Below are 25953 nucleotides of genomic sequence, written 5' to 3'. Positions count from 1 at the left end.
CTCATATCAGGAACTTGTTCGCACCTTCCCTAATGAAATAAGAGTGTGAAGCGGGTGGTCTTTCTTCTCTTCATTACCGCAAGTTTTCTTTGTGCCGATCACACAAGTTAAAAATCATAATTACGTTGTGAAAAAACATAATAGTACCGTTGAGGGTATTTGGTGGAAATGGCTGTGCTCGATATTTGGGTATTCACTTTTATAATCAGGATGGATTCTATGCAATTAAAGAAAACGGTAATTCTGATAAGCGCATTCTATTCCGGCGCACTTTTGGCGGCACAACCCTCAATGAACGTGGAAGAAAAGCTGGCGCAACTGGAAGCGCAAATTCAGGAGCTTAAACAGCAGCAGGCCGCTACGACGCAGGCTGCGCCAGCCGTTGTGGTGCAGTCGGAAGAGCCGGTGAGCAAAACCGCTCCGCCAAAACTGACGCTCTCAGGGTTTGGTGATATTAAATTTTACGGTGATGTGGAATTTAATATGGATGCCGCCAGTAAAACGGGTAGCCTCACGTCTGTTAAGCAAAGTGCTAATAGTGACTGGGCGCCGGGCGATAAAGAACGCTGGGATATTAATGGGCGTATTTTATTAGGCTTTGATGGTTATCGTAAAATGGATAACGGCAATTTCGCCGGGTTCTCCGTCCAGCCGCTCGGCGACCTCGCCGGGAAAATGTACCTGGATGATGCGGTATTCTTCTTTGGCACTGAGAATGACTGGGAAATAAAAGTCGGACGCTTTGAGGCCTATGACATGTTCCCGCTCAATCAGGATACGTTTGTGGAATACTCCGGGAATACCGCAGACGATCTCTACAGCGACGGCTATGGCTATATCTATATGCTGAAGGAGGGGCGTGGGCGAACCGACAGCGGGGGCAACTTCCTGATGAACAAGACGCTGGATAACTGGTATTTTGAGCTGAATACCCTGTTTAAAGACGGCAGCGATTTGTATGTCGACCAGCGTTATCACGGTGCAGAACTTGAGAACGACAAAAATGTGGCCTACGTGCGCCCGGTCATCTCGTGGCAGAATGGGCCGTTTTCCAGCGCGGTTGCCATGGAGACCAACCTGGTCAACAACGCTTATGGCTATCGCGACGATGCCGGGCGCTGGGTAGACCAGTCAGAGAGAACGGGCTACGGGTTCACGATGACCTGGGACGGGCTCAAAACCGATCCGGAAAACGGAGTGGTCATGAATCTCAACACGGCTTATCTGGACGCGACGGGCGAAACCGACTTTACCTCAGCTATTAATGCCCTCTGGCGTAATTTTGAGTTGGGTTACATCTATGCCCATAACGAAATCGACGAGTTTAATACCTCAACGTTTGACGCAGAGTGTGAAAACGACTGCTGGATAACCGACCCGGGCGAGTATGACATCCATACTATTCATACCTCGTACCTGATCCCGAACGTCATGAAGATGAAAAACTTCAACATCTATCTGGGCGCGTATGCGTCATGGGTCAATGCCTCCCCGAAAGAGGGTGACAATAAAAATGACGATCGCTACGGTGGTCGCGTGCGCTTTAAATACTATTTCTGATGTCCTGTCAGTCGGTCAGACCTCTTCCGGGGTCTGGCTGACTTCCCGAAGCGTGCCCGGCGCATGGCCGATGATGCGCTTAAATGCCCGGCTAAACGCCGCCAGAGACCCGTAACCGAGCCGCAGCGCGACGGTTTCAATCGGTTGATTTTCATGGCGAATATACTGAATAGCCAGTCGCATTCTGAGCTCGCTGAGATATTTTGCCGGCGTCGTCCCCGTCGCCGCCAGAAACCGTTCAGCGAACACGGAGCGGGAGGTGCCCGCTTCTTTCGCCAGATCCGTCACGCTCCAGTTCAGGCCCGGCTGCTGGTGCATGGCGTAGATGGCCCGGCTCAGACGCGGATCGCGTAAGACCTGCACCCAGCCCGTCGCTTTACCACAGCCTGCTTCAACCCAGCCCCGAACAATCAATGCCGCCACCACGTCAGCCAGACGGGCGAGGATCCCGGCAAACCCGACCTGACGCGTCATGGACTCGCGCTCCATCGCGGCCAGTAGCGGATGAATTTCCGGCCAGGTGGACATCAACCGGCTGACCATCATCACTTCCGGCATCGCTTTGATCAGCGGCTGCATGCCGCCCAGCTCAAAATCCATACACCCGCTAAAGATGATGGTGTTTTCGCTCTCCGGGCAGGGCTCACAGGTAATGGCACAGACCGAGCTACAGATGGGCTCGCTGGGGAAAGCGTTGACTGGAGTGATGGTTGCCTTTTCGTCAGAGAGCAGGGCATGGGCATTACCGCCAGGAATAAACAGCGCATCGCCGCTGCTCAGTTCGAAGGTTGCACCGCTGTCCATTCGCAGCAGGGCGTTGCCGTGGCTCACAAAATGGAACTGCGCCTTGCCCGGTGCCTGATGGAACGCGACGCCAAACGGTGCACTGGCTTCAATCCGGCGGTATTTCACCCCCGACAGACGCATGCCGCGTAAAAGTTCGCTGATCAAATCGGGTGACTGTGCGGTCATGGCGTAACTCCGGACGAATAATCAATAAGTGGAGATTATATGTCATAGATCGTCCAGGGTGAACCCTCTATGCTTTTGCGACAGTTGTCACACTTTTATAACGGGAGATCAACAGATGAATGCATGTGTCGAGGCGAGAGAGGCCATCGCGCCTGCCAAACCCGCCTGGCGAGCCGTCTATTCACTGGGGCTGGGGGTTTTTGGTTTGATAACGGCGGAGTTCCTGCCTGCCAGTTTGCTGACGCCGATGGCCGCGAGCCTGGGCGTCAGTGAGGGGATGGCCGGGCAGGCCGTGACCGCCACTGCGCTGGTGGCGTTAGTCACCGGACTGCTGATCACCCCGGCGACCCGGAAAATCGATCGTCGCTGGGTATTGATGTTTTTCTCCCTGCTGCAAATTATCTCCAGCCTGCTGGTAGCCTTTGCGCCCACTCTGCACGTTCTGCTGATGGGGCGTCTGCTGTTAGGGGTTGCCATCGGTGGGTTCTGGGCGATGTCGACGGCCACAACAATGCGTCTGGTTCCGGCGGACAAAGTGCCGAAAGCGCTGGCGGTGATCTTCTCCAGCGTGTCGATCGCCACCGTGGTCGCGGCCCCGCTGGGGAGCTATCTGGGAAGCCTGATCGGCTGGCGCAACGTCTTTATTCTCTGCATTCTGCCGAGCATGCTGGCGCTGCTGTGGCAGATCTGGGTGCTGCCGTCCATGAAACCAGAGAGTAGCGGTAGCCTTGGCACATTGTTCCGCGTGCTGCGCCGTCCTGGCATGATTGGCGGCATGCTGGCGACCATTCTGATCTTTAGCGGCCATTTCGCCTTCTTTACCTACCTGCGCCCGTTCCTTGAAACCGTCGGACAGGCAAATGTTGAAACCATTTCGCTGATCCTGCTGGGCTTCGGGCTTGCCAACTTTGTCGGCACCTCCATTGCCGGGCATCTGCTGGCCCGTAATCTGCGCCTGACGCTGGCCCTCGTGCCATTCGGCATGGGCATACTCGCGCTGATGATGGTGGCGTTTGGTCATCTGGCGATGCTGGACGGATTACTGGTGGCGCTGTGGGGCTTTGCGTTCGGTCTGGTGCCGGTGGGCTGGTCAACCTGGCTTGCCACCACCGTTCCGGATGAAGCGGAAAGTGCCGGAGGGCTGCTGGTGGCGTCCATTCAGCTGGCGATTAGCGCTGGCGCGGCCGGGGGCGGGGTGGTGTTTGACCTCAACGGGGCCAGCGGCGTGTTTGCCGGAAGTGGTTTCCTGCTGGTGACGGCGATGGTCATTGTATTTATGGGCGTGAAGGTCAAAGCGGCGTGATTTTATGCCGGGTGGGTGCTTATCCCACCCGGCTTGAGGCTTACAGCCCTTTTTTATCCATCAGCACCGCCAGGTCCACCAGGCGGTTGGAGAATCCCCACTCGTTGTCATACCACGCCAGGATCTTCACCATGTTCCCGCCAATCACCAGCGTGGAAAGCCCGTCGATAATGGAGGAGCGCGGATCGCCCTGATAATCGCTGGAAACCAGCGGTTCATCGCTATACCCCAGAATGTCTTTCAGTGGCCCACTGGCTGCCGCACTGCGGAATGCGTCATTCACCTCTTCGGCTGTCACGTTACGGCTCAGGGTGACCGTCAAATCGACGATTGATACCACCGGAACCGGCACGCGCAGGGAATAACCGGTCAGCTTACCGTCCAGAGAGGGGATGACTTTGCCGAGCGCTTTTGCCGCGCCGCTGGAGTAGGGCACAATCGACAGCGCCGCCGCGCGTGCGCCGCGCAGATCTTTCTCAGGCTGATCGTGCAGCGCCTGGCTGTTGGTATAGGCATGCGTGGTATTCATCAGGCCATGCTCAATCCCGAACTGCTGATGCAACACCTGCGCGGCCGGAGCCAGACCGTTCGTGGTACAACTCCCGTTACTCACGACAACGTGCTGAGCCGGGTCATAGCGATCGTGGTTCACGCCCATGACCACGGTCAGATCGTCGTTCTTGCCGGGCGCGGAGATGATGACGCGCTTTGCACCACCGTGCGTGACGTGCACCGCAGCTTTTTCCCGCTCGGTAAAGAAACCGGTGGCTTCAATTACCACATCCACGCCAGCTTCACGCCACGGAATATTTGCCGGATCGCGTTCGCTAAACACCACGATCCGCTGGCCATCAACCTGCAATGCACCGTCAGCCGCTTCAACCGGTGCGGGCAATTTACCCAGAAGGGAATCGTGTTTCAGCAGGTGGGCGAGGGTTTTACTGTCCGTCAGATCGTTAATCGCCACAATCTGAAGATCCGGGTTACCCAGCGCTGCGCGCAGGAAATTACGTCCGATACGGCCGAAACCGTTAATACCGACCTTAACCATGGTGCACTCCTTATCTCTGTTGTCTGGAGTCACTGTAGGCGTCAGGCCGATTGGCGTAAACGACAAAAAAGGATCAGATTACGCCATCCTGCGGCAGTGGAAGCGCTGGCGGTACTCGCCCGGGGTAAGGTGGAGCTGTTTCTCAAACACGCGGCGCAGGTTAATGCTGGTGCCAAACCCGCTTTGCGCAGCAATGAGCTCAAGGGAATCACGGGTTTGCTCAAGCAGCTGTCTGGCGGCGGCCAGGCGCGCTTCGGTCACGTAGCGGGCAGGTGGAACGCCTGCGTCCCGGGTAAAGACCCGGGTGAAATTGCGCGGGCTCATCGCCGCTTTCTCGGCCAGATTTTCCACGCACAGGTCGGCAGTGAGGTTCTGTAGTATCCAGGCCTGCAGGTCGCTTATTGGCCCGGACGCGCCGGATGGCTGCAGGCTGTAGCGGCTAAACTGCAGCTGACCGCCGGGGCGGCGCAGATACATCACCATATCCTGCGCCATGTCGCGGGCGAGGGTGAAACCATAGTCATCCTCCACCAGCGCCAGAGTGAGATCGAACCCCGAGCTCACGCCGCCGGAGGTCCAGACGGGACCATCCTGAATATACAGTGGGCCGCCTTCGACGCGGATAGACGGATACTGGGTTTGCATGGTCTCCAGCAACCGCCAGTGGGTGGTTGCGCGACGACCATCCAGCAGGCCGCTCTGGGCCAGCAGCATCGCGCCGCCGCAAATGGAGGCTATCCGCCGGGCATGCGGCGCAGCAAGGTGCAGCCAGTCCACCACCGCCGTGCTCTCCTGCTCGTTCATCCCGCGTCCGGTGATGATAATGGTGTCCAGCGGTTCACGCGGATCCAGTTCAGGCAGACGATAATCCGCCAGCAGATTCAGGCCGGACTGACCGTGGATCACCTGGTGCGGCTGCGTGGTGGCGATAATAATGCGGTAGCGGGGGTGCGCTAGCCCTTCCGGGTGCAGCCGGTTAGCCTGCATCAGAATGTCGGCGATACCGGCGGCTTCAAACAGCATGCCGCCGTCAGGGACGATAATTAAGATCTTCTTCATGTCCTGAAAAGTACCTTTATCACAGAATAAGTCAAGGCCGCGTGTGGGCCTCTGTTTCTGGCAAAGCAAAGCGATTTAAGTTCTTTGTCATTTCAGACGTTATCCCCGATCGTCAGGGTAGTGTCTCTGGCGAAACGGCGTCTGAAGGAATGGGTAAACGAAGATCTCTCTATTTGCATCCGCAACAGCGCGATCGCATCCACCATCTTGCCTCAGGATTTCTGTGGCGAAGCGAACTGCCCACGTGGCTGTTGATCGTCACTATTTATGCTGGCTGGTTTGCCACGCTGACGTTCTGGCAAGCGCTCGGCCTGCTGCCCGCCACGCTGCTGCTTATCTGGTTTACCGCCTGGTACATGTCCCTGCAGCATGAGTTGATCCACGGGCATCCCACGCGTTTTGCCTGGCTTAACCAGCTGTTTGGCACGCTCCCGCTGGCGGTCTGGTATCCCTATGGCCTGTACCGGGATTCCCATCTGGCGCATCATCGTCACGACAGTCTGACCATCCCGGTGGATGACCCGGAGTCGTACTATTTTACAGAGGCGAGCTGGGCGCGCTTTTCCTCCTGGCAGAAGCGCATGATCCAGGTCCGCAATACCTTCTGCGGGCGGATAGTGCTGGCACCGCTGCTGGATATTTTGCAGACGCTGGGGATCGCCGTGGCGGCCTTTCGGCAGCGTCAACGGCGGGCGATGGCGATGTGGCTGGTTCACGCTGTGCTCCTGGCGGCGCTTTTCACCTGGATGGCGCATAACGGCTTTTCACCCGTCTGGTTTGTGCTGGCGGTAAGCTATCCGGCGCTGGCGCTGACCAAGGTCCGTTCCTTTTACGAACATCGCGCGGCGGACGATCCGCTGGCGCGTTCCGTCATTAACGAGGCTGGGCTATTCTGGCGGGTACTGTTTTTAAATCTCAACTACCATTCCATTCACCACGATTTACCGGGCGTTCCCTGGTATGGGTTACAGACGATCTACCACCAAAACCGCGAGGCGTACCGGCAGCGTAACCACGGTTTTGTAGTCAGGGGCTATGGCGAATGGCTACGCCAGTTCTCGACCCGGCCAGTGGCGGTCACCGTTCACCCCGGAAAACAAGAGGAAAGATATGAGTAACCTGCTGGCGTTTCCCATGTATGCCGTGGATCGCGCCGACACTCGCGCGCTCTGGCTGGCGGTACAACAACGTCTGGCCGACCGGGGCGTGTACGTTGAGCGTGTCCCCCGCTGGCCCGAATCGGACCTGCTGAACCACTGGCAGCAGCCGGCGCTGATTCTCAGCCAGACCTGCGGCTACCCGCTGGTCACGCAGCTCCCGGAGGTGCAGGTGGTGGGCTGTTTTCACTACACGGCAGCGGGATGCGAAGGGAGCCACTACCGCAGCTTTCTGGTGACGCGCTCGGAGGATCGGCCTCTTACGCTGGCGGATTTTCGCGGACGCCGGGCGGTCTGTAATTCTCCTGACTCGCAGTCCGGCTATCACGCGCTGCGAAAAAAAGTGGCACCGTGGGTGACCCGCGCCCCTTTCTTTTCGCAAACGTCATTCAGCGGCAGCCACCGTCAGTCGCTGATTGACGTCAAACGTGGGAAGGGTGATATCGCCGCTATCGACTGTGTCACCTGGGCACTCCTGCAGCGTCATGAGCCGGAAGCGTTGGCGGGGCTGACGGTGATTGACCAAACTCCGCTAACGCCGGGCCTGCCCTTAATCACGTCGCCTCATACACCTCCTGACACGCTTAACGCCATCCGCGATGCGCTTCACGCGCTGGTAACCGTCCCGGAGCACCGGGCGGTCTGTGATGCGGTGCTGATCGGCGGGTTTAGCGTGGTCACGCGCCAGGCTTATGCGTTATTGTCCGCATGATAAATCTCCTGCGCGTCGGTAAAACAGCGCAGCGCCAGGGAGGAGAGGGGTTTTTGCCTGCGCATTATCAGGCCGATGGCCGCCTCAATGTTCGCGTCGGCGATGGGGACAATCCTGAAATGGTTGTTTAGTGCCTCAAGCCCGTTGTTCAGCGGCATCACGGCGCAGCAAACGCCGCTCTGAACCGCCTGAATGATCTGGAACGTAGAGTCGCTCTCGAAAACGGATCTGGGTTCGATTCCAGCGGCGGCAAAGCTGGCCTCCATATGCGCCCGGTAATGCATCCCTTTTGTCAGGAACCCCAGCGGAAAATCCGTCAGGTCCTGCCAGGTCAGCGGCCTCGGGTCCAGCTGGAAATGACGAATATCATGCAGCAGGCCCATCTTCGTCTCAGGCAACTGAATAATGTCAAACAGACTGGTATCGATGCTGTTGAGATAGCAAATACCCAGCTCCAGCTGGTTGCGGCTGACGCCATCGGCAATGTGTGCAGAGGACATGGAATAGAGGCTGTAGGTCAGCTCCGGGTATTTTTGCGTCAGCTGGCGGATAAAGATCATCGGATCGACGCTCGCCAGCGGAACCATCCCCAGGCGTAATTCACCCACCACCTGGCCTTTGCACAGCGCGGCTTCCGCCTGTAGTCCGTCGTGAGCGGCAAGCAGAGCACGCGCCCACGCCAGGATCCGTTCGCCCTCTGGCGTAAAACCCTCAAAGCGCTGTCCGCGCGCAATCAGCACCAGACCGAGCTCCTCTTCCAGGTTGCGGATGCGCATGGAGAGGGTCGGCTGGGTGATGTTGCACTGCGAGGCCGCTTTACCAAAATGACGGGTCTCGTCGAGCGCAATTAAGTATTTTAACTGTTTAATATCCATGGATGACTCTTCGCGAACAGCCTTACAGCATTCGGATCTCTTTCGAGCGCAGGATGATGCGAACCGGAACGGATTTGTAAGACGGTGTACCGCTGTCCTTATCCAGATAATCGAGCGGCACCAGCACGTTGGCCTCCGGGTAATAAGCCCCGACTGAACCCCGCGCGATGTGGTATGCCACTACGGTAATGTCTTCCAGACGCTGAACGCTGCCGGGCAGGGCGGTTTCGATATCCACGCGGTCGCCGTGTTCCAGCCCTGACAGGGCCATATCCTCTTCGTTCATAAACAGCACGTCGCGGCGGCCAAACACGCCACGGTAGCGGTCGTCCAGAGCATAAATGGTGGTGTTGTACTGATCGTGGCTGCGCAGCGTAATCAGACGCAGAACATGCTCGCCTTCGCCGCTGGCGTTCTCGTGTACGCCGTCGAATACGGAGAACATCGCTTTTCCCGTCGCCGTTGGCCAGACGCGTTTCGTTGGGGGAAGCGGCATTCGGAAGCCGCCCGGAATACGGATCCGCGCATTGTAGTCCTCAAAGCCCGGGATGGTCTGCTCGATCAGATCGCGGATACGGTCGTAATCTTCAACCAGCGTTATCCAGTCCACGCGGGTCTCCTGCAGGGTGGCTTTCGCCATGCCGGCGACGATGGCGGGTTCTGAACGGAGTAACGGTGAGGCGGGTTTCAGCTTGCCGGACGAGGCGTGCACCATCGACATGGAGTCTTCGACGGTGATGGACTGACGACCGGTGGCCTGAACATCCAGCTCGGTACGGCCAAGGCACGGGAAAATAAACGTCTCTTTACCCACCAGCAGATGGGTACGGTTCAGCTTAGTACCAACGTGAACACTCAAATCAAGGTTACCCATTGCCGGGAAGCCGTTCTCGTGATCGGGCATCGCGACGGCAAAGTTACCGCCGAGGCAGATAAGCGCTTTCGCCCGACCGTCGATCATGGCCTGGGTCGCCTGCACCGCATCATGCCCATGGTGCGAAGGGGGCTCAAAGCCAAACACCTCTTTCAGACGGTTCAGGAAGGCCGGGGTGGGCTTCTCACTAATCCCGACGGTACGGTTCCCCTGAACGTTAGAGTGGCCGCGAAGAGGGCATATTCCCGCACCGGGCTTGCCGATATTTCCGCGCAGAAGCAGCACATCAGCGATCAGCCGGACGTTTGCCGTGCCTTTATTATGCTGGGTAATCCCCATCCCGTAGGTAATGATGGTGGCGTTGGATTTCGCATAGGCCACGGCCACCTTTTTGAGCGCAGCCTGGCTGAGCCCGGACTCGCGCTCAATGTCATCCCAGCGCGTCTGCGCGATATCGGCGGCAAAGTCATCAAAGCCCTGGGTGTGTTCTGCGATAAACGTGTGGTCGAGCACGTTACCGCGTTCGGCCTCCATTTCCAGCAGGTGTTTGGCCATACCTTTCAGCGCGGCGGCATCGCCTCCGGCCTTCACCTGGAAGTAGGTCGAGGCGATGTCCGTTGAGCTATAGGTTGCCATTTCAATGACGCTTTGCGGGTCAGCAAAACGTTCCAGGGCGCGCTCGCGTAACGGGTTAAAGACGATAATCGGCACGTTGCGTCGCGCCAGCTCATGAAGCGTACCCATCATTCGCGGATGGTTTGTGCCGGGGTTATGGCCGATGGAGATCACCAGCTCGGTGTTATCGAAGTCGTCCAGTGAGACGGTGCCTTTCCCGATCCCGATGGAGCGGGGTAGACCGACGCTGGTGGCCTCGTGACACATATTCGAGCAGTCGGGGAAGTTATTGGTGCCGTATTCGCGTGCAAACAGCTGGAAAAGATACGCCGCTTCATTAGAGGCTCGCCCGGAGGTATAGAATTCGACCTGGTCCGGTTCAAGCTCGCGCAACACCTCGCCGATACGTTGAAACGCCTCGTCCCACTCAACCGGCTTGAACGTGTCGCTTACCCGGTCATAGCGCAGAGGATGCGTCAGACGACCATACCCTTCCAGCTCAAAGTCAGATTTAGCCAGCAGAGAAGAGACGGTGTTTTCCGCCAGGAACGCGGGGGTAACGCGTTTGCTGGTGGCTTCCCAGGTTACCGCTTTGGCGCCGTTCTCACAAAACTGGAAGGTCGATTTGTGTTCTTTATCGGGCCACGCGCAGCCCGGGCAGTCAAAACCATCAGGCTGGTTGGTGCGCAGCAGCGTGGCGGGGGCATCAAAGGTATCCATCTGGGTTCGTACCGCAATGGCTGTCGCTTTTAGCGCACCCCAGCCGCCGGCAGGGCCATCATAGTGTCTGATACCGGGAACTGAGCGTCTTTTCTTGTTCATACCTACTCCTGACTTGTTCGGTCATACCGCGCATGCGCCCGCCAATCCACTGAAAAGGGCAATAAGTTAAAGCAATGAGGGCCGGGTGGGGAAGTGCTCGCGACGCAACATAATTGCTTATCTTAAATGCTATTTATTACAGCGGCTTACTTGACAGGCGGCTTAAATATTTAATGAAATTATAACGTTTTTTTATCATTTTAATAATAAATTATATCTATCATCCAGTAGGTGGGATAGATAGCGGTGGGCGAGGAAGGATGTAGCACTGATAAAATTTCGAATGAAGGCTCAGGTCGATCAGAAACAGAAATGCCACGGCTGGCAGGGGGTATAGCACCTTCAGGATTAAAATAGGGACCTGAATGTTTATTCTGGCTTAATGATTAATGGCTGTTTTGAAGTCTTATGCGGTAATTATCACAGCGTGAAATATATAGTTATTTTGAGCAGTAAAATTAACGCCCGCGTCTTAAGTGAAATAGGCGTCCTGCGAGCGGGCAGTACGGTTAATATTAAAGATACCCTGTTAGTGCAACAAATAATTCATCGGCGATATATTGTTTTGACATCACCAATAGGAGAATTCTACTAATTATGGTAGTGGCGATAATAGCTTTATTGCGTTAATGAAAGTCGTTCTCTTTTATGTTTTTTTATTTTTACAACAATAAATTACGTCTGTGTGTGGAGTGAAAATAAGTGAAAGTAGGCCATGTCGGGTTTTTTATCAGATAAATCCTATAATGTTTCGACTGCTTCATTAACCGCCACTTACGTAGCGGTAAATATTGAATTGATGCGAAGCTCATGTAAACTTGTTTACCGTTTGTCAAAATATGTCAGGAAGACGCTGGGCCTTATTCTGAAAGGTTCGTGCGGTAGCTATGCCCTCAAAATAGTAACACCCCGAAATTATCCTGACTATTTTAACAATAGCACCTAAGTCAAATTTCATCCCCTTATCTCCATTATCGAAATATCGCTACGGAAAAGCATATGAAAATGCGCGTACTGTTTTCATTTCTGTTTGTCATGGCGGTGGCGGGCTGTAAAGCGCCACAGAAACCTGCAATCAACGACGACACGATCGTGACCAGTCAGGTCAACGGTGTCACCTTAACGCACCGTCACGCCGTGTTGCCGCCGACGGAATTCACTCCGCTCAACGAGCCTTATCGTGCCATGTATCCGGCTTCCCTGATGAGCCGTCCTGACTTTGGCGGAAAGGTTATCCGTACGCTGGAAACCGGAAAAACCTACGTGGTGCTGGGTCAGGTTGAACACTACTGGATGGCGCTTGCCGATGAGGGTAATGACCAGCTGATTGGTTACGTCCCGATGCGTGCGGTTATCAAAGCCGACCAGTATGAAGCGACCGTCCGTAAACAGGCCATTCGTCCTAAGGCGCGTAAAAAAGCGACCTGCGTTGATGTCGATGGCAACAGCAAAGCCTGCAAAGACAGCGCTAACGGTACCTGGATCCTGAACTAAACGGCTTTCGTGGGCGTATTTTTATGAATAATAAAAATTTTCATAAGCTGTGGTTGGTCTTTTACGCGGCGGTTTTCGCCCTTGTGAGTGGTTGTACGTCGTCTTCACACAGCGACCCCTCCCGCTACAATCTGCAGTTTCAGGCTCATCCACAAATCAATGATTCTGCGCCGCTTAAAGTCCGTGTGCTGTTGTTGAAATCCGATGCGGATTTCATGTCCAGCGACTTCTATTCCCTGCAGAACAACGCGTCAGCAACCCTTGGCGCGAATCTGCTGAACAGCGATGTGTTCTTCCTGATGCCGGGACAGCTGTCGAAAACCCTCAGCGGTCAGAGCGATCCCGAGGCTCGCTACATCGGCGTGATGGCGGAATATCAGAAGCTGGATGGTAAAAAATGGCGCGTGTCTCTCCCTCTGCCTGTGCCAGGCGAAAATCATATCTACCAGTTCTGGAAATGGTCCGCGGATGAACTCCAGGCCAACGTTTTTCTCGACGTAAATGGCATTCGGGTCATCAGCCAGTAACGCGCTTCACAACAGGAAACACATCATCATGACGAAAGCAGAAAAGGTCGTCTGGACCGAAGGCATGTTCCTGCGTCCACACCATTTTCAGCGGACTGAAAGTTATCTGCTCAACCACGTTCGTGAATGGGGTGCGTTGCAGCGTTCCTATCTTTGGGGCTTTCTTGATGTTGAACTCGACGAAGCGATGCTTCGTCAGGGATGCATTGCCCTGAGCTACTGCAGTGGGCTTCTGCCAGACGGGACCTTCTTCCAGGTGCGCAACGGACGCAATGGTCCTGTGCCGCTTAAAATCCCTGACAATCTCACCAACGAAAAGGTGGTGCTCGCACTGCCGGTACGTCGTGGCGAGCGGGAAGAGGTGATCTTCAGCGAAGAGCCGGCCTCGCTGGCGCGCTTCATCGCGTTCGAGCAAGAGGTCGAAGACGACAACGCCATGTCGGTGGGGGATGCCACCGTACAGTTTGGCCGCCTGCGCCTGACGCTGATGCTGGAAAAAGATCTCACGGCAGAATGGACCGCCATCGGCGTGGCGTTTGTCACTGAAAAACGCCACGACAACCACGTCCGGCTCGATAACAGCTACATCCCGCCGATGCTGAACGCCAATAACAGTCCGCAGATCTACAGCATGATTAACGATCTGCACGGCTTACTGGTGCAGCGCAGCCAGCAGATCGGCGGCCGTCTGCGCCAGCCTGGCCGTTTTAACACCTCGGAACTGATTGAATTTACGTTACTGTCGCTGGTGAACCGTCATCTTGGCGAGGTTTCGCATTTAAAAACGCTGCCGCTGCTGCACCCGGAAACCCTCTGGCGCAGCTGGCTGCCGTTTGCGTCCGAGCTTGCCACCTGGACCCCACAACGGACCACGGAGAGCGTGCTGCCGGTCTACGATCACGACGATCTGGCGAACTGCTTCAGTAAGCTGATGCTGATGCTGCGTCAGGGGCTGTCGCTGGTGATGGAAGACCACGCTATTCAGCTGCCGCTTAACGAGCGCTCGCATGGTCTTAACATTGCCACCGTTCCTGAAACCAGCATGGTACGCGAGTTTGGCTTCGTGCTGGCCGTCAAAGCGAATGTGCCCGGCGAACACCTGCAAACCCATTTCCCTGCGCAGATGAAAATCGCGCCGGTGTCGAAAATCCGCGATCTGGTCCAGCTTCAGCTGCCGGGCATTATGCTGCGTGCCATGCCGGTCGCGCCGCCGCAGATCCCGTGGCATGCAGGCTACAGCTATTTCGAGCTGGAGAAGGGCAGCGAGCTGTGGCACGAGATGGATAAGTCCGGCGCCTTCGCCCTGCACCTGGCAGGGGAGTTCCCGGGGCTGGATATGGAGTTTTGGGCCATCCGTAGCCCGACAGAATAATAAAGCGAGCGCTTAATATGCAGGAACGACAGGATACCGGCAGTGATGCCGCGTTTAACGGAGCCAGTAGCAACAATCAGCTGGTGGCGGCCGCTAATCCGCTGCTCAATGCGATTCCGCAGATCCGTCATTCGGTTTCACATGACGATCAGGTGGCGTTACGCCAGCGCCTGATCGATGAGATTCGCCGTTTTGAAGTCCGCTGTCAGCAGGCGGGGCTACCCTACGAAGTGATCGTCGGGGCGCGTTACTGCCTTTGCACGGCGCTGGATGAGGCCGCTGCGCTTACCCCCTGGGGCAGCAGCGGCGTCTGGTCAAGCAATGGCCTGCTGGTGACGTTTCATAACGAAACCTGGGGCGGCGAGAAGTTTTTCCAGCTGCTGGCGCGTCTGTCGCAGAACCCGCGCGAACATATCCTGCTGCTGGAGATGATCAACTACTGCCTGCTGCTCGGTTTCGAAGGGCGTTACCGTGTGCTGGACAATGGTCGCACCCAGCTTGAGACCATCAAGCAGCGGCTGTGGCAGATGATCCGCGGCGTGCGGGGCAGCTATCCGCCACCGCTCTCTCCCCACCCGGAAGATCGCCCGGTGCTGCGTAAGCTGTGGCGGCCGATGGTTCCCCTGTGGGCCTGCGTGGCGCTGGCCGGGTTTATCGCCTGCCTGTTTTATATCGTCCTTAACTGGCGTCTTGGCGATAACACCAGTCCGGTCCTGGCGAAGATTTATCAATCCCAGCTGCCGGAAACCACCATTCAGCAACCGGCCCGTCAGTTGCCCGCAGTGCTAAACCTGCGCGGCTTCCTGAAGCCTGAAATCGAGGCAGGTCTGGTCGCGGTAAAAGATGAAGCGGATCGCAGCGTCGTTATCCTGAAAGGAGACGGGCTGTTTGCCTCCGCCTCGACGGTGGTGCGTGACCGTTATGAACCGGTTATTAACCGCATAGCGCAGGCGATGAACAACGTCAGCGGCAAAATTCTGGTGGTGGGATACAGCGACAACGTTCCAATCCGCAGCGCGCGCTTCGCTTCCAACTATGAGCTTTCTCTGGAACGCGCCCGCTCGGTACAGAAAATGCTGCAAGGAAGCCTCTCTCAGCCAGACCGCGTGAAAGCGGAAGGGCGGGGTGAGATTAACCCGGTAGCACCGAACACGACGCCGGAAAACCGCGCCCGTAACCGCCGTGTGGAAATTACTCTGCTGGTGTCGCCTGAAAATACTCAGGCTGAGCTGAACGGATTGCCGCAAGGAAACTAAGGATGCTGACTACACTTCTTTCCATTCTGACCAACCGCATTCTGTGGAGCTTCCTGGGCGTAACCGCGCTTGCGGCGGTGATCTGGATGATTGGTCCACTGTTGTCCATTGTGGATACCCGACCCCTGGAATCTGAACAGAACCGCATTATCAGTATTGCTGTGGTCTATCTGCTCTGGGCGCAGGGACACATTCTGCCGCGTCTCTATAACGCCTGGCTGAACCGCAAGCTGATGGATAAGCTCAACGAGAACACCACCAGCCCGGAAGCGGCGGATCCGCAGAAACGCCTGAACAGCGAGGAGCAAATCCTTGCCAGCCGTTTCGATGAAGCCGCGCAGATGCTCAAAAAAGCGCACTTCAGCAAAGCAGGACAGGGCGCCCAGTGGACGCAACGCTTCAGCACGCAATACCTGTATCAACTGCCGTGGTACGTCATTATTGGCGCACCGGGCTCCGGTAAAACCACGGCGCTGGTTAACTCCGGACTGCAATTCCCGCTGGCTGACCGTTTCGGTAAGACCGCGCTGCGCGGTATCGGCGGTACGCGCAACTGCGACTGGTGGTTCACCAACGAGGCTGTGCTGCTCGACACGGCGGGCCGATATACCACGCAAGAAAGCGAGCAGGTGCAGGACGCCGGTGAATGGCTGCAGTTCATGGGGTTACTGCGTAAGTACCGTCGTCGTCAGCCGATCAACGGCGTCATTGTCACCATCAGCATCTCTGATCTGCTCACCCAGTCTGCGGAGGCGTCACGCCAGCAGGCGGTGAATCTGCGCCAGCGTCTTTCTGAGCTGCACGAGCAACTGGGTATCCGCTTCCCGGTTTACGTGATGGTCACCAAAGCTGACCTGCTCAAAGGCTTCCGTGCGTGGTTTGCCGACTACGACAAAGCGCAGCGGGACCAGATTTGGGGCTTTACGCTGCCGTGGGAGCAGACTAAACACGCCGATTACGACCTGATGGGCAACTTCCAGCAAGAGTTCTCGCTCTTGCAGCAGCGCCTCGATGCCGGGCTGCCGGAAACCATGCTGAAAGAGCATGACGCGAAAACCCGTGCCGAAGCGTATCTCTTCCCGCAGGAGTTCGCCGCATTGCGTCCCCTGCTGGCGGATTACCTGAGCACGGTCTTCGCCCGCTCCAACTTTGAAACCGAGTTCTCTCCGCGTGGGATCTACTTTGCCAGCGGCACCCAGGAAGGGATGCCGTTTGACCGCGTAATGGGCGAATTGAACCGTGCGCTCTCTCTGCCGGAAGGGGGAGAAAGTGATAACTGGGATTCGGTAAGTAAAGACGCGCCGATCCCTGGGGCGAAAGGCCAAAGCTTCTTCATCAAGAACCTGCTGCAAAACGTCATTTTCCAGGAAGCCGGCATTGCCGGAGAAAACCGCTGGTGGGAACTGCGTAACCGGGCGGTGATATGGTCCGGCTATGCGGCGCTGCTGGCCCTGCTGGTGATACTCGGCGGACTGTGGCTGACCAGCTGTGCCAAAAATAAGGCCTATCTTGAAGAGGTGGATGCGAAGGTGCCGCTGCTGGATCAGCAGAGCAAAGCCTTACAGAACCAGCCGCAGCGCGATCTGTTCGATCTGCTGCCGCTGATGAATGGTCTGGTTGATCTGCCAAAAAGCGATGCGTTTGATGTAAACGATCCGCCGGTTTCCCGTCGCATGGGGCTCTACCGCGGAGATGACGTCAGCGATGCCTCTCAGTCTCTGTACCAGAAAGCGCTGGATCAGCTGCTGTTGCCAGCGGTCGCCATGCACATCACCACCTGGCTTCGCAACGATAATGGTAGCGACGTGGAGTACAGCTATGAAGCGCTGAAAGCCTATCAGATGCTTTACCAGCCGAAGCACTACGACGGCAAATTCCTGCATTCATGGGTGATGCTCAATCTGCAGCGTAACCTGCCGCAGAACGTGACGAAAGCGCAGCTGCAACAGCTTGAATGGCACCTGACGCAGTTGCTGGAGCCGAAAATTCAGGCTTCGCCGTACGCGCAGGACGCGTCCCTGGTGGCGCGTGAACGCGCGCTGATCAATCAGCAGCCGTTATCCACTCGCGTGTATGGTCGTCTTAAGCGTCTGCTGGAGCATGATGAAAACCTTAAGCCGGTCTCCCTTTCCGACCTGGGCGGACCGCAGAGCGAGCTGGTGTTTTCACGCAAAAGCGGCAAGTCGGTAAGCGACGGCGTGCCGGGTCTTTATACGCCAGACGGTTACTGGAAAAGCTTTAACAGCCAGATCGACAGCGTGACCACCGCACTGCATGAAGACGACGCCTGGGTGTTGGGCGCCGCGACGGCGCAGGAGGATAAACAGCAGATCGACAACGCCGTGCGTCAGCTCTACATGCGCGACTTTATCGCTACCTGGGATCGCTTTCTCGCCGACATTCAGCTTAACAACAGCGCCGATCTTTCCCAGCGCATCAACACTGCGCGTCTGCTCTCAGGCGCAAACTCACCCCTGCGCCGTCTGGTGCAGAACCTGAGCCAGGTGCTGACGCTGTCGCGCGATACGCCAGCCCCGGAAGACGCCGGTAAAGCGCAGGCGCAGAGCAACCGTGCCACCCGCACGCTGGAAGCGCTGTTCAGCAATAATGACACTGCCCCGACGCAGGCCGCTGCCGTTACCCAGGCCCCGGAACAGCTGGTGACGGACCACTACGCCCCGATGATTGAGCTGGCCCAGCCGCTGGAGAAGGGGGGCAAGACCATCGTCTTTGATGATTTTCTTAAGCAGGTGGATGAGCTTTATCGTTACCTGACCGCCGTACAGGATGCCGCCAACAGCGGCATGCCAGCGCCGGGCGGCGAGGCGATCAGCCGTCTGCAGGCCAGCGCCGGTCGTCTGCCGGGTGGGCTGCAAACCATGTTCAGCAATATGGCGGTGGGTGCCAGCAGCGATACCCAGCGCCGCGATCTGGAGAACGTGCGTAAGCGGATTAATGTCGAAGTGGGCGGGTTCTGCCGCCAGGCCATTGCCGGGCGTTATCCGCTGGTGCGTAGCGCCAGCACGGAAGTTACCCCAGACGACCTCGCCCGCATGTTTGCGCCAGGTACCGGGCTGATGGACACCTTCTTTCGCGACAACCTGACCAATAAAGTCGATACCACCCAGGCAAACTGGCGCTTTATGCCGGGCATCGACGGTAAAACGCTGCCGGGAAGTGAAGGGCTGCTGAGACCGTTCCAGCAGGCCCAGTCGATTCGTGACGCCTTCTTTGCGAATGGTGCCACCACGCCGTCTTTCAAGGTCACGGTACGCACCGTGCGAATGGATAACACCATCCTGAACCTGACGCTGGACGTTGACGGCCAGCTGCTGCGCTACAGCCACGGTCCGCAAGCCGTTCAAATCATGAACTGGCCGGGGCCGGGCGGCACCAACCAGGTCCGCATGCAGTTGGGGCTGGCTAACGGCAGCACGGCGACGCTGGTGACCAACGGCGCCTGGGCACTCAACCGCTTTTTCGACAAAGCGAGCACCAGCCCGGGCGCCGGTAGCCTGAGCCGTCAGGCCACCTTCAACGTCGACGGACATCAGGTCACGCTGGAGTTTGCGCCAAACAGCATTCGCAATCCGTTCCAGCTACCCCGTTTCTCATGCCCATAACCGCAAGGACAGCCGTATGACGAATACCCCTGCGATGAACCGCTACAGCTGGTATGGCAAATTACCCAGCGCCGGAGATTTCCTGCAGCGCCGCTTTCCTGACACCTTACAGCGCCAGTGGTCGCACTGGTTTCAGGTTGGCCTGCTTGCCTGGCAGCAGGAAGAGCAGCGTAGCGGAGAACGCCCGTTCACCAAAGCGCCGGTGTGGAATTTTGTTGTCCCCCCAATGCTGGGCAGCCAGATGATCCAGATGGGCTGCCTGCTGCCCGGTCGGGACAGCGTTGGCCGACAATACCCGGTGTGCATCCAGCTGAGCTTCGCCCCGTCAGAGTGGTCGACCAGCCTGCTCAGCCAGGCGGAAAGCTGGTATCAGCAGATAGGTCGTCTGGGACTGCACGCGGTGCGCAACAGTTTTTCCGCCTCGCAGCTGGATGAAATGCTGATGTCCATTCCGGCTCCGCAGCCCGTCGAGCCGCAAAAGCGTTCCGACATCCTTGACGTGATTGGCTATGACGAGGACGGTCAGAGCACGCTGGGCTGGCCGCAGGCGGCAGAGTGTTTTGACCCGCTGCGTCAGACCAGCTACTGGTGGACCAACCGCTGCGACGGTTACCCGCTGTACACCCATGTCCACAGCGGCAACTTTACCGGGCAGCTTTTCACCCTGCTGTTCGACCCGGCAGGGGGCGCCCGCCCGGGACGTCACGGTCTTTATCCGCCCATGTTTGAATAAGCAGGGATCTCATGAATATCGAAGAATTTCTCGCGCCCATAAGCCCGGATAAACCCTGTGGCGACAATCTGGAATACGACGCTGACTTCCAGGTGATGAACCAGGCAAGCCAGGGGAAAGCGGAACAGCAGTTTGGCGACACCATTATCCCGGCAGAGCCTGCTGACTGGAACACGGTAGAAAAATACGCCACCAGCCTGCTGGCGCGCACGAAAGATTTACGCGTGATGCTGGCGCTAACCCATGCGTGGACACGCCGCCGCGGGCTGGCAGGCTACGCAGACGGGCTGCTGCTGGTGCAGGAGGCGCTCGCGCGCTACTGGGAGCCGCTCTATCCGCTTCTGGAGGAGTATGGCGAAACCGACCCGTTCTATCGGATTAATGCCCTGGCGGGGCTGAGCGATAAATCTGAACTCACCATTGCGGTACGCAACGCCTCGCTGCTGCGTTCAAACGGCGATGAAATTTCGCTGCGGGACGCCCAGGCACTGCTGGACGGCAGTAAAACTGAATGCCCGGACTATCCGGGGGGCCGTCCAAGATTGATTGACGAACTGGCCCGCGGCGACCAGCCAGGGACTGCCGCGGTAATCGTGATTAACGAGCGGTTGCTGGCCATCCGCGCGCTGCTTACCGGGTATCTCGGTGAAAGCGGTGTACCCGAGATGGAACAACTGCTGAAGACCACAGGACTGGTCGCCAGTGCCTGTCAGGTGACCGACATCAGCAAGCTGTTGCCGGGCCGCGAGGCGCAGGCTGAACCGCAAGCCGATCATCAACCTGCGGCAACGCAACCCGTTCAGCCGGTTACCGACTGGCGCAGCGTGCAGGTCACCAGCCGTGCCGATGCGCAACTGATGCTGGAAAAAGCAAAACAGTATTTTGCGCAGTACGAACCGAGCCACCCCGCACCGCTGATGATTGAACGGGTGCAGCGGCTGTCAGAACTTAACTTTATGGACATTATTCGCGACCTGGCGCCAGACGGCGTTAACCAACTGGAAAACATCTTTGGACGCCGCGAATAACGCGTCCAGGCATTATGACGACAGGCATGGAGCCTGCCGTTTCACCTTCACCGCGCATCTTTGATGGAGAACATCATGGCAATGAGTAACAGTGGGCAGAAATTCATCGCACGTAACCGTGCCCCCCGCGTGCAGATCGAGTACGACGTAGAGATCTACGGTGCAGAACGTAAGATTCAGCTGCCGTTTGTGATGGGCGTCATGGCCGATCTGGTCGGTAAACCGGTGGAAAACCTGCCGGCGGTCGACGATCGCAAATTCCTTGAAATCGACATCGACAACTTTGACGAACGCATGAAGGCGCTGAAGCCGCGCGTGGCGTTCCAGGTGGATAATACCCTGACCGGCGAAGGTAAGCTCAACGTCGATCTGACCTTCGACAGCATGGATGACTTCCTGCCGGACGCGGTGGCCCGCAAGGTGGAGCCGCTGAACAAGCTGCTGGAAGCTCGTACTCAGCTCTCCAACCTGCTGACCTACATGGACGGCAAAAACGGCGCGGAAGAGCTGATCGCAAAAATTCTGCAGGATCCGACGCTGCTCAAATCTCTGAGCCAGTTGCCGAAAAATGACGACAGTGCGAAAGGTAGCGAGGAATAATCGATGAGCAACCAGACTCAACAACATGAGCAGCAGGCGGGTCAGGCCTTCAGCCAGGATGAATTCAGCGCGTTGCTGAACAAAGAGTTCCGCCCGAAAACCGATCAGGCGCGTTCTGCCGTGGAAAGCGCGGTCAAGACCCTGGCACAGCAGGCGCTGGAGAATACCGTTACCTTCTCTAACGATACCTATCGCACCATTCAGAACCTGATTGCCGGTATCGACGAACAGCTCTCTCAACAGGTGAACCAGATCATTCATCACGAAGAGTTTCAGAAGCTGGAGAGCGCCTGGCGCGGTCTGAGCTACCTGGTGAACAACACCGAAACTGACGAGATGCTGAAGATCCGCTTTATGAGCATCTCCAAGCAGGAGCTGGGCCGTACCCTGAAGCGCTTCAAGGGCGTGGGCTGGGACCAGAGCCCGATCTTCAAGAAAATCTACGAGCAGGAGTACGGTCAGTTTGGCGGCGAGCCGTTTGGCTGCATCGTGGGCGACTACTACTTCGACCACAGCCCGCAGGACGTTGAGCTGCTGGGCGAAATGGCGCGCATCGGCTCTGCGGCACACTGTCCGTTCATCACCGGTACCGCACCGGGCGTGATGCAGATGGAGTCCTGGCAGGAGCTGGCTAACCCGCGCGACCTGACCAAAATCTTCCAGAATACCGAATACGCGGCCTGGCGTTCACTGCGTGAATCTGAAGATGCCCGTTACCTGGGGCTGGTGATGCCGCGCTTCCTGTCGCGCCTGCCGTATGGCATCCGCACTAACCCGGTCGACAGCTTTGATTTTGAAGAGCAGACCGACGGCGCAAACCACAACAGCTATTCGTGGGCGAACGCCGCCTATGCGATGGCGGCCAACATCAACCGCTCCTTCAAAGAGTACGGCTGGTGCACCTCGATTCGCGGCGTGGAGTCCGGTGGGGCAGTAGAAAACCTGCCGTGCCACACTTTCCCAAGCGATGACGGCGGCGTGGACATGAAATGCCCGACCGAGATCGCCATCAGCGACCGCCGCGAAGCCGAGCTGGCGAAAAACGGCTTCATGCCGCTGGTTCACCGGAAAAACTCCGACTTTGCTGCCTTCATTGGCGCGCAATCTCTGCAAAAACCGGCCGAGTACCACGATCCGGATGCCACCGCGAATGCGCGTCTGGCTTCTCGTCTGCCGTACCTGTTCGCCTGCTGCCGCTTTGCCCACTATCTGAAGTGCATCGTGCGCGACAAAATCGGCTCCTTCCGCGAGCGCGAAGAGATGGAACGCTGGCTGAACGACTGGATAATGAACTACGTGGACGGTGACCCGGCGAACTCCTCTCAGGAAACCAAGTCCCGTAAACCGCTGGCGGCTGCGGAAGTGCAGGTGCAGGAGATTGAAGACAACCCGGGTTACTACGCCGCGAAGTTCTTCCTGCGTCCACACTACCAGCTGGAAGGCCTGACCGTTTCCCTGCGTCTGGTTTCTAAACTGCCGTCGCTGAAGACGAAAGACGCGTAAGTGAATTTCACCCGGCGGCGCTACGCTTGCACGGGCCTACCATAAAACGTGCAATCTACAGATGTCGTTGCCCGATGTAGGCCGGGTAAGCGCAGCACCACCCGGCAAGAAAGACTTCACATTCATTCCGTTATTTCGGGGGAATGTAAGACTGTCAAATGACACGGGTCATTTGATATGAGGCAGAGGTAAAATATGGACGGTTTTATTCAGCCCCATGCTTTCCTGTTTGCCATATAAGTGCTTTTTCGAAAGCAATATTGTTCATCCACGAAGAGTAGATATTATGGCTATTGATATGTTTCTGAAGGTCGAGGGTGTTACGGGCGAATCTAAAGATTCTAACCACACCGGCTGGACTGATATTACCTCCTTCTCCTGGGGCGCTTCCCAGCCGGGTAATATGAGCGTTGGCGGTGGCGGCGGTGCCGGTAAAGTAAACTTTAACGATCTGCACGTTAATGCTCTGATCGACAAATCCACCACTGCAATCCTGAAACACTGCGCCAGCGGTAAACACCTGACCAAAGTTGAACTGTCCGTCTGTAAAGCCGGTGGTCAGCAGGTAGAATATACCCGCATCACGCTGGAAGATGTGCTGGTGACTTCTGTTCAGTACACCGGTGCAGACAACGGCGATACCGTTGGTGTGACCTACGCGTTCCAGGCTGCGAAAGTGAAACAGCAGTACTGGGAGCAGACCACTGCCGGTGGTAAAGGTGCTGAAAGCAGCGCTGGCTGGAACATCAAAGAGAACAAAGAAGCGTAATAATAGTGGGCCCGAAAGGGCTCACTTAAGACTGATGATAACGTGCATTTTGTTCGTGCCGCCCGGCGGCGCTTCGCTTGCACGGGCCTACAATGGATTGTGCAATGTATTGATATCGTTGCGGAATGGCTCATTTTATCCTGAGCGTTTTATCAAGGAGAAACGACATGTCTCATATGCGCCCTGCTTTCGGTGCCGCCTGGAACCGATTCAGAGAAGTGAACGTAAACGTAGAACAGGTTGGTAAGTTATTAGGTGGAAAGGTTCAGCATAATATTGACGCCGGAATTTTTAAAAACGCCTGCCCGATTCGTATGAGCTACGTGTTAAATTATTGCGGCATTCCGATTCCGTCTAATAGCAAATATGCAACAGTGACCGGAAATGACAAAAAGCGCTATATGTTTCGGGTAAAAGACATGATTGCATTTTTACCTACAGTACTGGGCAATGCAGATATGTCAGTATCTTCCCCAACGCCTGCCCAATTTGCAGGAAAGCAAGGCATTATCATCTTTACCGGACACGGCTGGAGTGACGCCACCGGGCATGTCACCCTCTGGAATGGAAATATTTGCTCTGATGATTGCCATTTCCTTGGCTCTCCTGGTAATGGTTCGTTTATCCCTACCAATGCAACATTCTGGAGCCTGAAATGAAACGTTTATTGCTGCTTATATTGGCTTTAAATGCCTCCGTTGTATATGCCCAAAAACTGCCTGATGTCAGTGCTTTTTCTCAGCAACAAATCTTGGAAAACTGGGTGCAAAATCGTTGCATCAGTAAGATTGCTGGCAGCAAAAGCCTGAAAGATGATGCTGAAGCCAGTGCCGCCGCATGGCTCGAAGCAAGCGATCTTCCTGCCGAAAATTTTGAAAAAGCTGACAAGGTGATTGATATCCTACTGAAAGAGAAAGTAGGCGGTACTGAGCAGGGGCAATATCAGGTGTTGAAGTGCAGCTTAATCGCCAATAGCGACGCAATTCGTTCGCTCAAAAGCCAAAAATAGTGTTTCCCCATTCAATTATGCGTTCTAGATAAGATACAGGGAGTTTTTCATGGCAAACCAATCAAACATTGCTCCGGGTTACTGTGTGGTGCAGCAACCCGGTACTCTGGATTTCCAGGCAAGACAACTGTTTGGTAGTACAAGAAATGAAAAATCCGAGTATTTTATGCAATTGAATAAAGATACAGCTTGGGTTAAACCTGGCCAGATATTAATTGTGGCGGATCCGAATAATCATAACCAATCGCAACAGGTTAATGGGTTAACTATCGCCAAAAAGAAAGTTAATAATACGCTTGCTACTATTGATGGTTCCGCTGCAGAGTTTTTGAAAAATAACTTTGATAATATTGCTGCCATAACTGCCTGGGGCGATACATTAATAGGTAATCTAAGTGGTGCGGGAGAGTCTTATTTTAAACAAATTGAAAATATTTTGATTAAGATTGAAAAGACATACCAAAATCAGTATCGAACACAAGGCGCTCTTATTGGACAGCAGTTTTATTCGGAACGTAATGCTCTTCTTGCGCAACTTAAACCACTGTTAAATAAAATAACGAAAAATCAGCTTAAATTTAGAGATTATGCGGATCTGAAAAGAGCATTAGGGTTATCCACAAAATCAATTGTTCATGAATGGAGTACCGTTGGCATTGGAGCGATTCCCGGCTACTCAACATATATCGACAGGGCGTCGAGAATCACGTCTTACATGAAAGCGGGTGGATGGGTTGCGCTAGGCTTTTCTTTTGCGAATACCTCTAACGAAGTTTACCATGCTTGCACTGTTGGAAGAGAACATGAATGTGGCAAGGTTGCAGTGAGTGAATATAGCAAATTTGGAGGCGGTGTCGCTGGCGCTGCGTTAGGCTCCTCCCTTGCGGCACCCATTTGTATTGCATTAGGTGTACCAACAGCGGGCACAGGAACTCTTGTTTGTGGTTTAATCGTTGGTGCCGCTGGGGCAGCAGGTGGAACTAAAGTAGGTGGGTTTGTGGGAGAACAAGTGAATAATTTAATATTTAGCGGAGAGTAA

Annotated in this window: 22 protein-coding genes; 17 read left to right on the top strand and 5 right to left on the bottom strand. The window is 55.9% G+C overall.

The genetic code is table 11. The features are described 5' to 3' along the window. Window positions 1-219: 219 nt before the first annotated feature. Window positions 220-1560, top strand: coding sequence for a carbohydrate porin (locus ACOTXR_RS11920; protein WP_058690970.1), 1341 nt, complete (start codon window positions 220-222; stop codon window positions 1558-1560). 15 nt (window positions 1561-1575) lie between these two features. Here ACOTXR_RS11920 and ACOTXR_RS11915 read toward each other — a convergent pair whose 3' ends face one another. Next, window positions 1576-2532: an AraC family transcriptional regulator gene (locus ACOTXR_RS11915; protein WP_058690969.1), complete on the bottom strand. Its 957-nt coding sequence runs from the start codon at window positions 2530-2532 to the stop codon at window positions 1576-1578. Between the two features lie 115 nt (window positions 2533-2647). On the opposite strand from ACOTXR_RS11915, the gene ACOTXR_RS11910 reads away from it, so the two are divergent. Beyond that, on the top strand, window positions 2648-3835 hold the full coding sequence (locus tag ACOTXR_RS11910) for an MFS transporter (protein ID WP_058690968.1): 1188 nt from the start codon (window positions 2648-2650) through the stop codon (window positions 3833-3835). 40 nt (window positions 3836-3875) lie between these two features. Here ACOTXR_RS11910 and gap read toward each other — a convergent pair whose 3' ends face one another. Both gap and ACOTXR_RS11900 read right to left on the bottom strand, forming a co-directional pair. Beyond that, entirely contained in the window at window positions 3876-4886 is a 1011-nt protein-coding gene (gene gap, locus ACOTXR_RS11905; protein ID WP_023330621.1) for a type I glyceraldehyde-3-phosphate dehydrogenase, read from the bottom strand. Between the two features lie 78 nt (window positions 4887-4964). Continuing rightward, complete coding sequence (locus ACOTXR_RS11900) at window positions 4965-5945, bottom strand: GlxA family transcriptional regulator (protein ID WP_058690967.1); 981 nt, start codon at window positions 5943-5945, stop codon at window positions 4965-4967. 149 nt (window positions 5946-6094) lie between these two features. On the opposite strand from ACOTXR_RS11900, the gene ACOTXR_RS11895 reads away from it, so the two are divergent. Further along, entirely contained in the window at window positions 6095-7063 is a 969-nt protein-coding gene (locus tag ACOTXR_RS11895; protein ID WP_058690966.1) for a fatty acid desaturase, read from the top strand. Continuing rightward, window positions 7056-7814, top strand: coding sequence for a phosphate/phosphite/phosphonate ABC transporter substrate-binding protein (locus tag ACOTXR_RS11890; protein WP_058690965.1), 759 nt, complete (start codon window positions 7056-7058; stop codon window positions 7812-7814). The genes ACOTXR_RS11895 and ACOTXR_RS11890 overlap by 8 nt, the downstream gene beginning before the upstream one ends. Here the strand turns inward: ACOTXR_RS11890 and ACOTXR_RS11885 are convergent. Together ACOTXR_RS11885 and ACOTXR_RS11880 are read right to left on the bottom strand one after the other, a co-directional pair. Further along, window positions 7793-8689, bottom strand: coding sequence for a LysR family transcriptional regulator (locus ACOTXR_RS11885; protein WP_058690964.1), 897 nt, complete (start codon window positions 8687-8689; stop codon window positions 7793-7795). The two genes, ACOTXR_RS11890 and ACOTXR_RS11885, sit on opposite strands and share 22 nt — an antisense overlap. A 22-nt stretch (window positions 8690-8711) precedes the next feature. Then, window positions 8712-11000: an FdhF/YdeP family oxidoreductase gene (locus ACOTXR_RS11880; RefSeq protein ID WP_058690963.1), complete on the bottom strand. Its 2289-nt coding sequence runs from the start codon at window positions 10998-11000 to the stop codon at window positions 8712-8714. A gap of 999 nt (window positions 11001-11999) precedes the next feature. Between ACOTXR_RS11880 and ACOTXR_RS11875 the strand changes: the two genes are divergently transcribed. From ACOTXR_RS11875 to ACOTXR_RS11815, 13 genes are all read left to right on the top strand, one after another. Then, window positions 12000-12494, top strand: coding sequence for an SH3 domain-containing protein (locus tag ACOTXR_RS11875; RefSeq protein ID WP_421767033.1), 495 nt, complete (start codon window positions 12000-12002; stop codon window positions 12492-12494). Between the two features lie 23 nt (window positions 12495-12517). Then, a complete protein-coding gene (gene tssJ / locus ACOTXR_RS11870; protein WP_014884239.1) occupies window positions 12518-13021 on the top strand; it encodes a type VI secretion system lipoprotein TssJ in 504 nt (167 codons plus the stop codon). Window positions 13022-13049: 28 nt separating this feature from the next. After that, window positions 13050-14393, top strand: a complete 1344-nt coding sequence (gene tssK, locus ACOTXR_RS11865; RefSeq protein ID WP_014884238.1) for a type VI secretion system baseplate subunit TssK — start codon at window positions 13050-13052, stop codon at window positions 14391-14393. Window positions 14394-14410: 17 nt separating this feature from the next. Continuing rightward, complete coding sequence (locus ACOTXR_RS11860) at window positions 14411-15649, top strand: DotU family type VI secretion system protein (RefSeq protein ID WP_058690962.1); 1239 nt, start codon at window positions 14411-14413, stop codon at window positions 15647-15649. A 2-nt stretch (window positions 15650-15651) separates the two neighbouring features. After that, the gene (gene tssM / locus ACOTXR_RS11855; protein ID WP_222834556.1) at window positions 15652-19272 is read left to right on the top strand and encodes a type VI secretion system membrane subunit TssM; all 3621 of its coding nucleotides are present in this window, start codon (window positions 15652-15654) and stop codon (window positions 19270-19272) included. Window positions 19273-19288: 16 nt separating this feature from the next. Further along, a complete protein-coding gene (gene tagF, locus ACOTXR_RS11850; protein WP_014884235.1) occupies window positions 19289-20005 on the top strand; it encodes a type VI secretion system-associated protein TagF in 717 nt (238 codons plus the stop codon). An 11-nt stretch (window positions 20006-20016) separates the two neighbouring features. Then, entirely contained in the window at window positions 20017-21033 is a 1017-nt protein-coding gene (tssA, locus tag ACOTXR_RS11845; protein ID WP_023330612.1) for a type VI secretion system protein TssA, read from the top strand. Window positions 21034-21108: 75 nt separating this feature from the next. After that, window positions 21109-21633 (top strand): type VI secretion system contractile sheath small subunit, encoded by a 525-nt coding sequence (gene tssB / locus ACOTXR_RS11840; protein ID WP_014884233.1) that lies wholly within the window; start codon window positions 21109-21111, stop codon window positions 21631-21633. A gap of 3 nt (window positions 21634-21636) precedes the next feature. Further along, window positions 21637-23136, top strand: a complete 1500-nt coding sequence (gene tssC / locus ACOTXR_RS11835) for a type VI secretion system contractile sheath large subunit (protein WP_058690961.1) — start codon at window positions 21637-21639, stop codon at window positions 23134-23136. Between the two features lie 286 nt (window positions 23137-23422). After that, the gene (locus ACOTXR_RS11830; RefSeq protein WP_014884229.1) at window positions 23423-23905 is read left to right on the top strand and encodes an Hcp family type VI secretion system effector; all 483 of its coding nucleotides are present in this window, start codon (window positions 23423-23425) and stop codon (window positions 23903-23905) included. A 167-nt stretch (window positions 23906-24072) separates the two neighbouring features. Then, complete coding sequence (locus ACOTXR_RS11825) at window positions 24073-24564, top strand: type VI secretion system amidase effector protein Tae4 (protein ID WP_023330611.1); 492 nt, start codon at window positions 24073-24075, stop codon at window positions 24562-24564. After that, a complete protein-coding gene (locus ACOTXR_RS11820; RefSeq protein WP_058690960.1) occupies window positions 24561-24914 on the top strand; it encodes a T6SS amidase immunity protein Tai4 family protein in 354 nt (117 codons plus the stop codon). The genes ACOTXR_RS11825 and ACOTXR_RS11820 overlap by 4 nt, the downstream gene beginning before the upstream one ends. A gap of 49 nt (window positions 24915-24963) precedes the next feature. Continuing rightward, window positions 24964-25953 carry a hypothetical protein gene (locus ACOTXR_RS11815; RefSeq protein WP_078310191.1) on the top strand — a complete coding sequence of 330 codons (990 nt, stop codon included), beginning with the start codon at window positions 24964-24966 and terminating at the stop codon, window positions 25951-25953.

Origin of the sequence: Enterobacter cloacae complex sp. IR53030, from assembly GCF_049238365.1 — a bacterium.
In the GTDB taxonomy this organism is placed as follows: Bacteria; Pseudomonadota; Gammaproteobacteria; order Enterobacterales; family Enterobacteriaceae; genus Enterobacter; species Enterobacter kobei.
The sequence above is the reverse complement of the archived record's forward strand: the minus strand, read 5'-3'. Positions and strand labels throughout refer to the sequence as shown.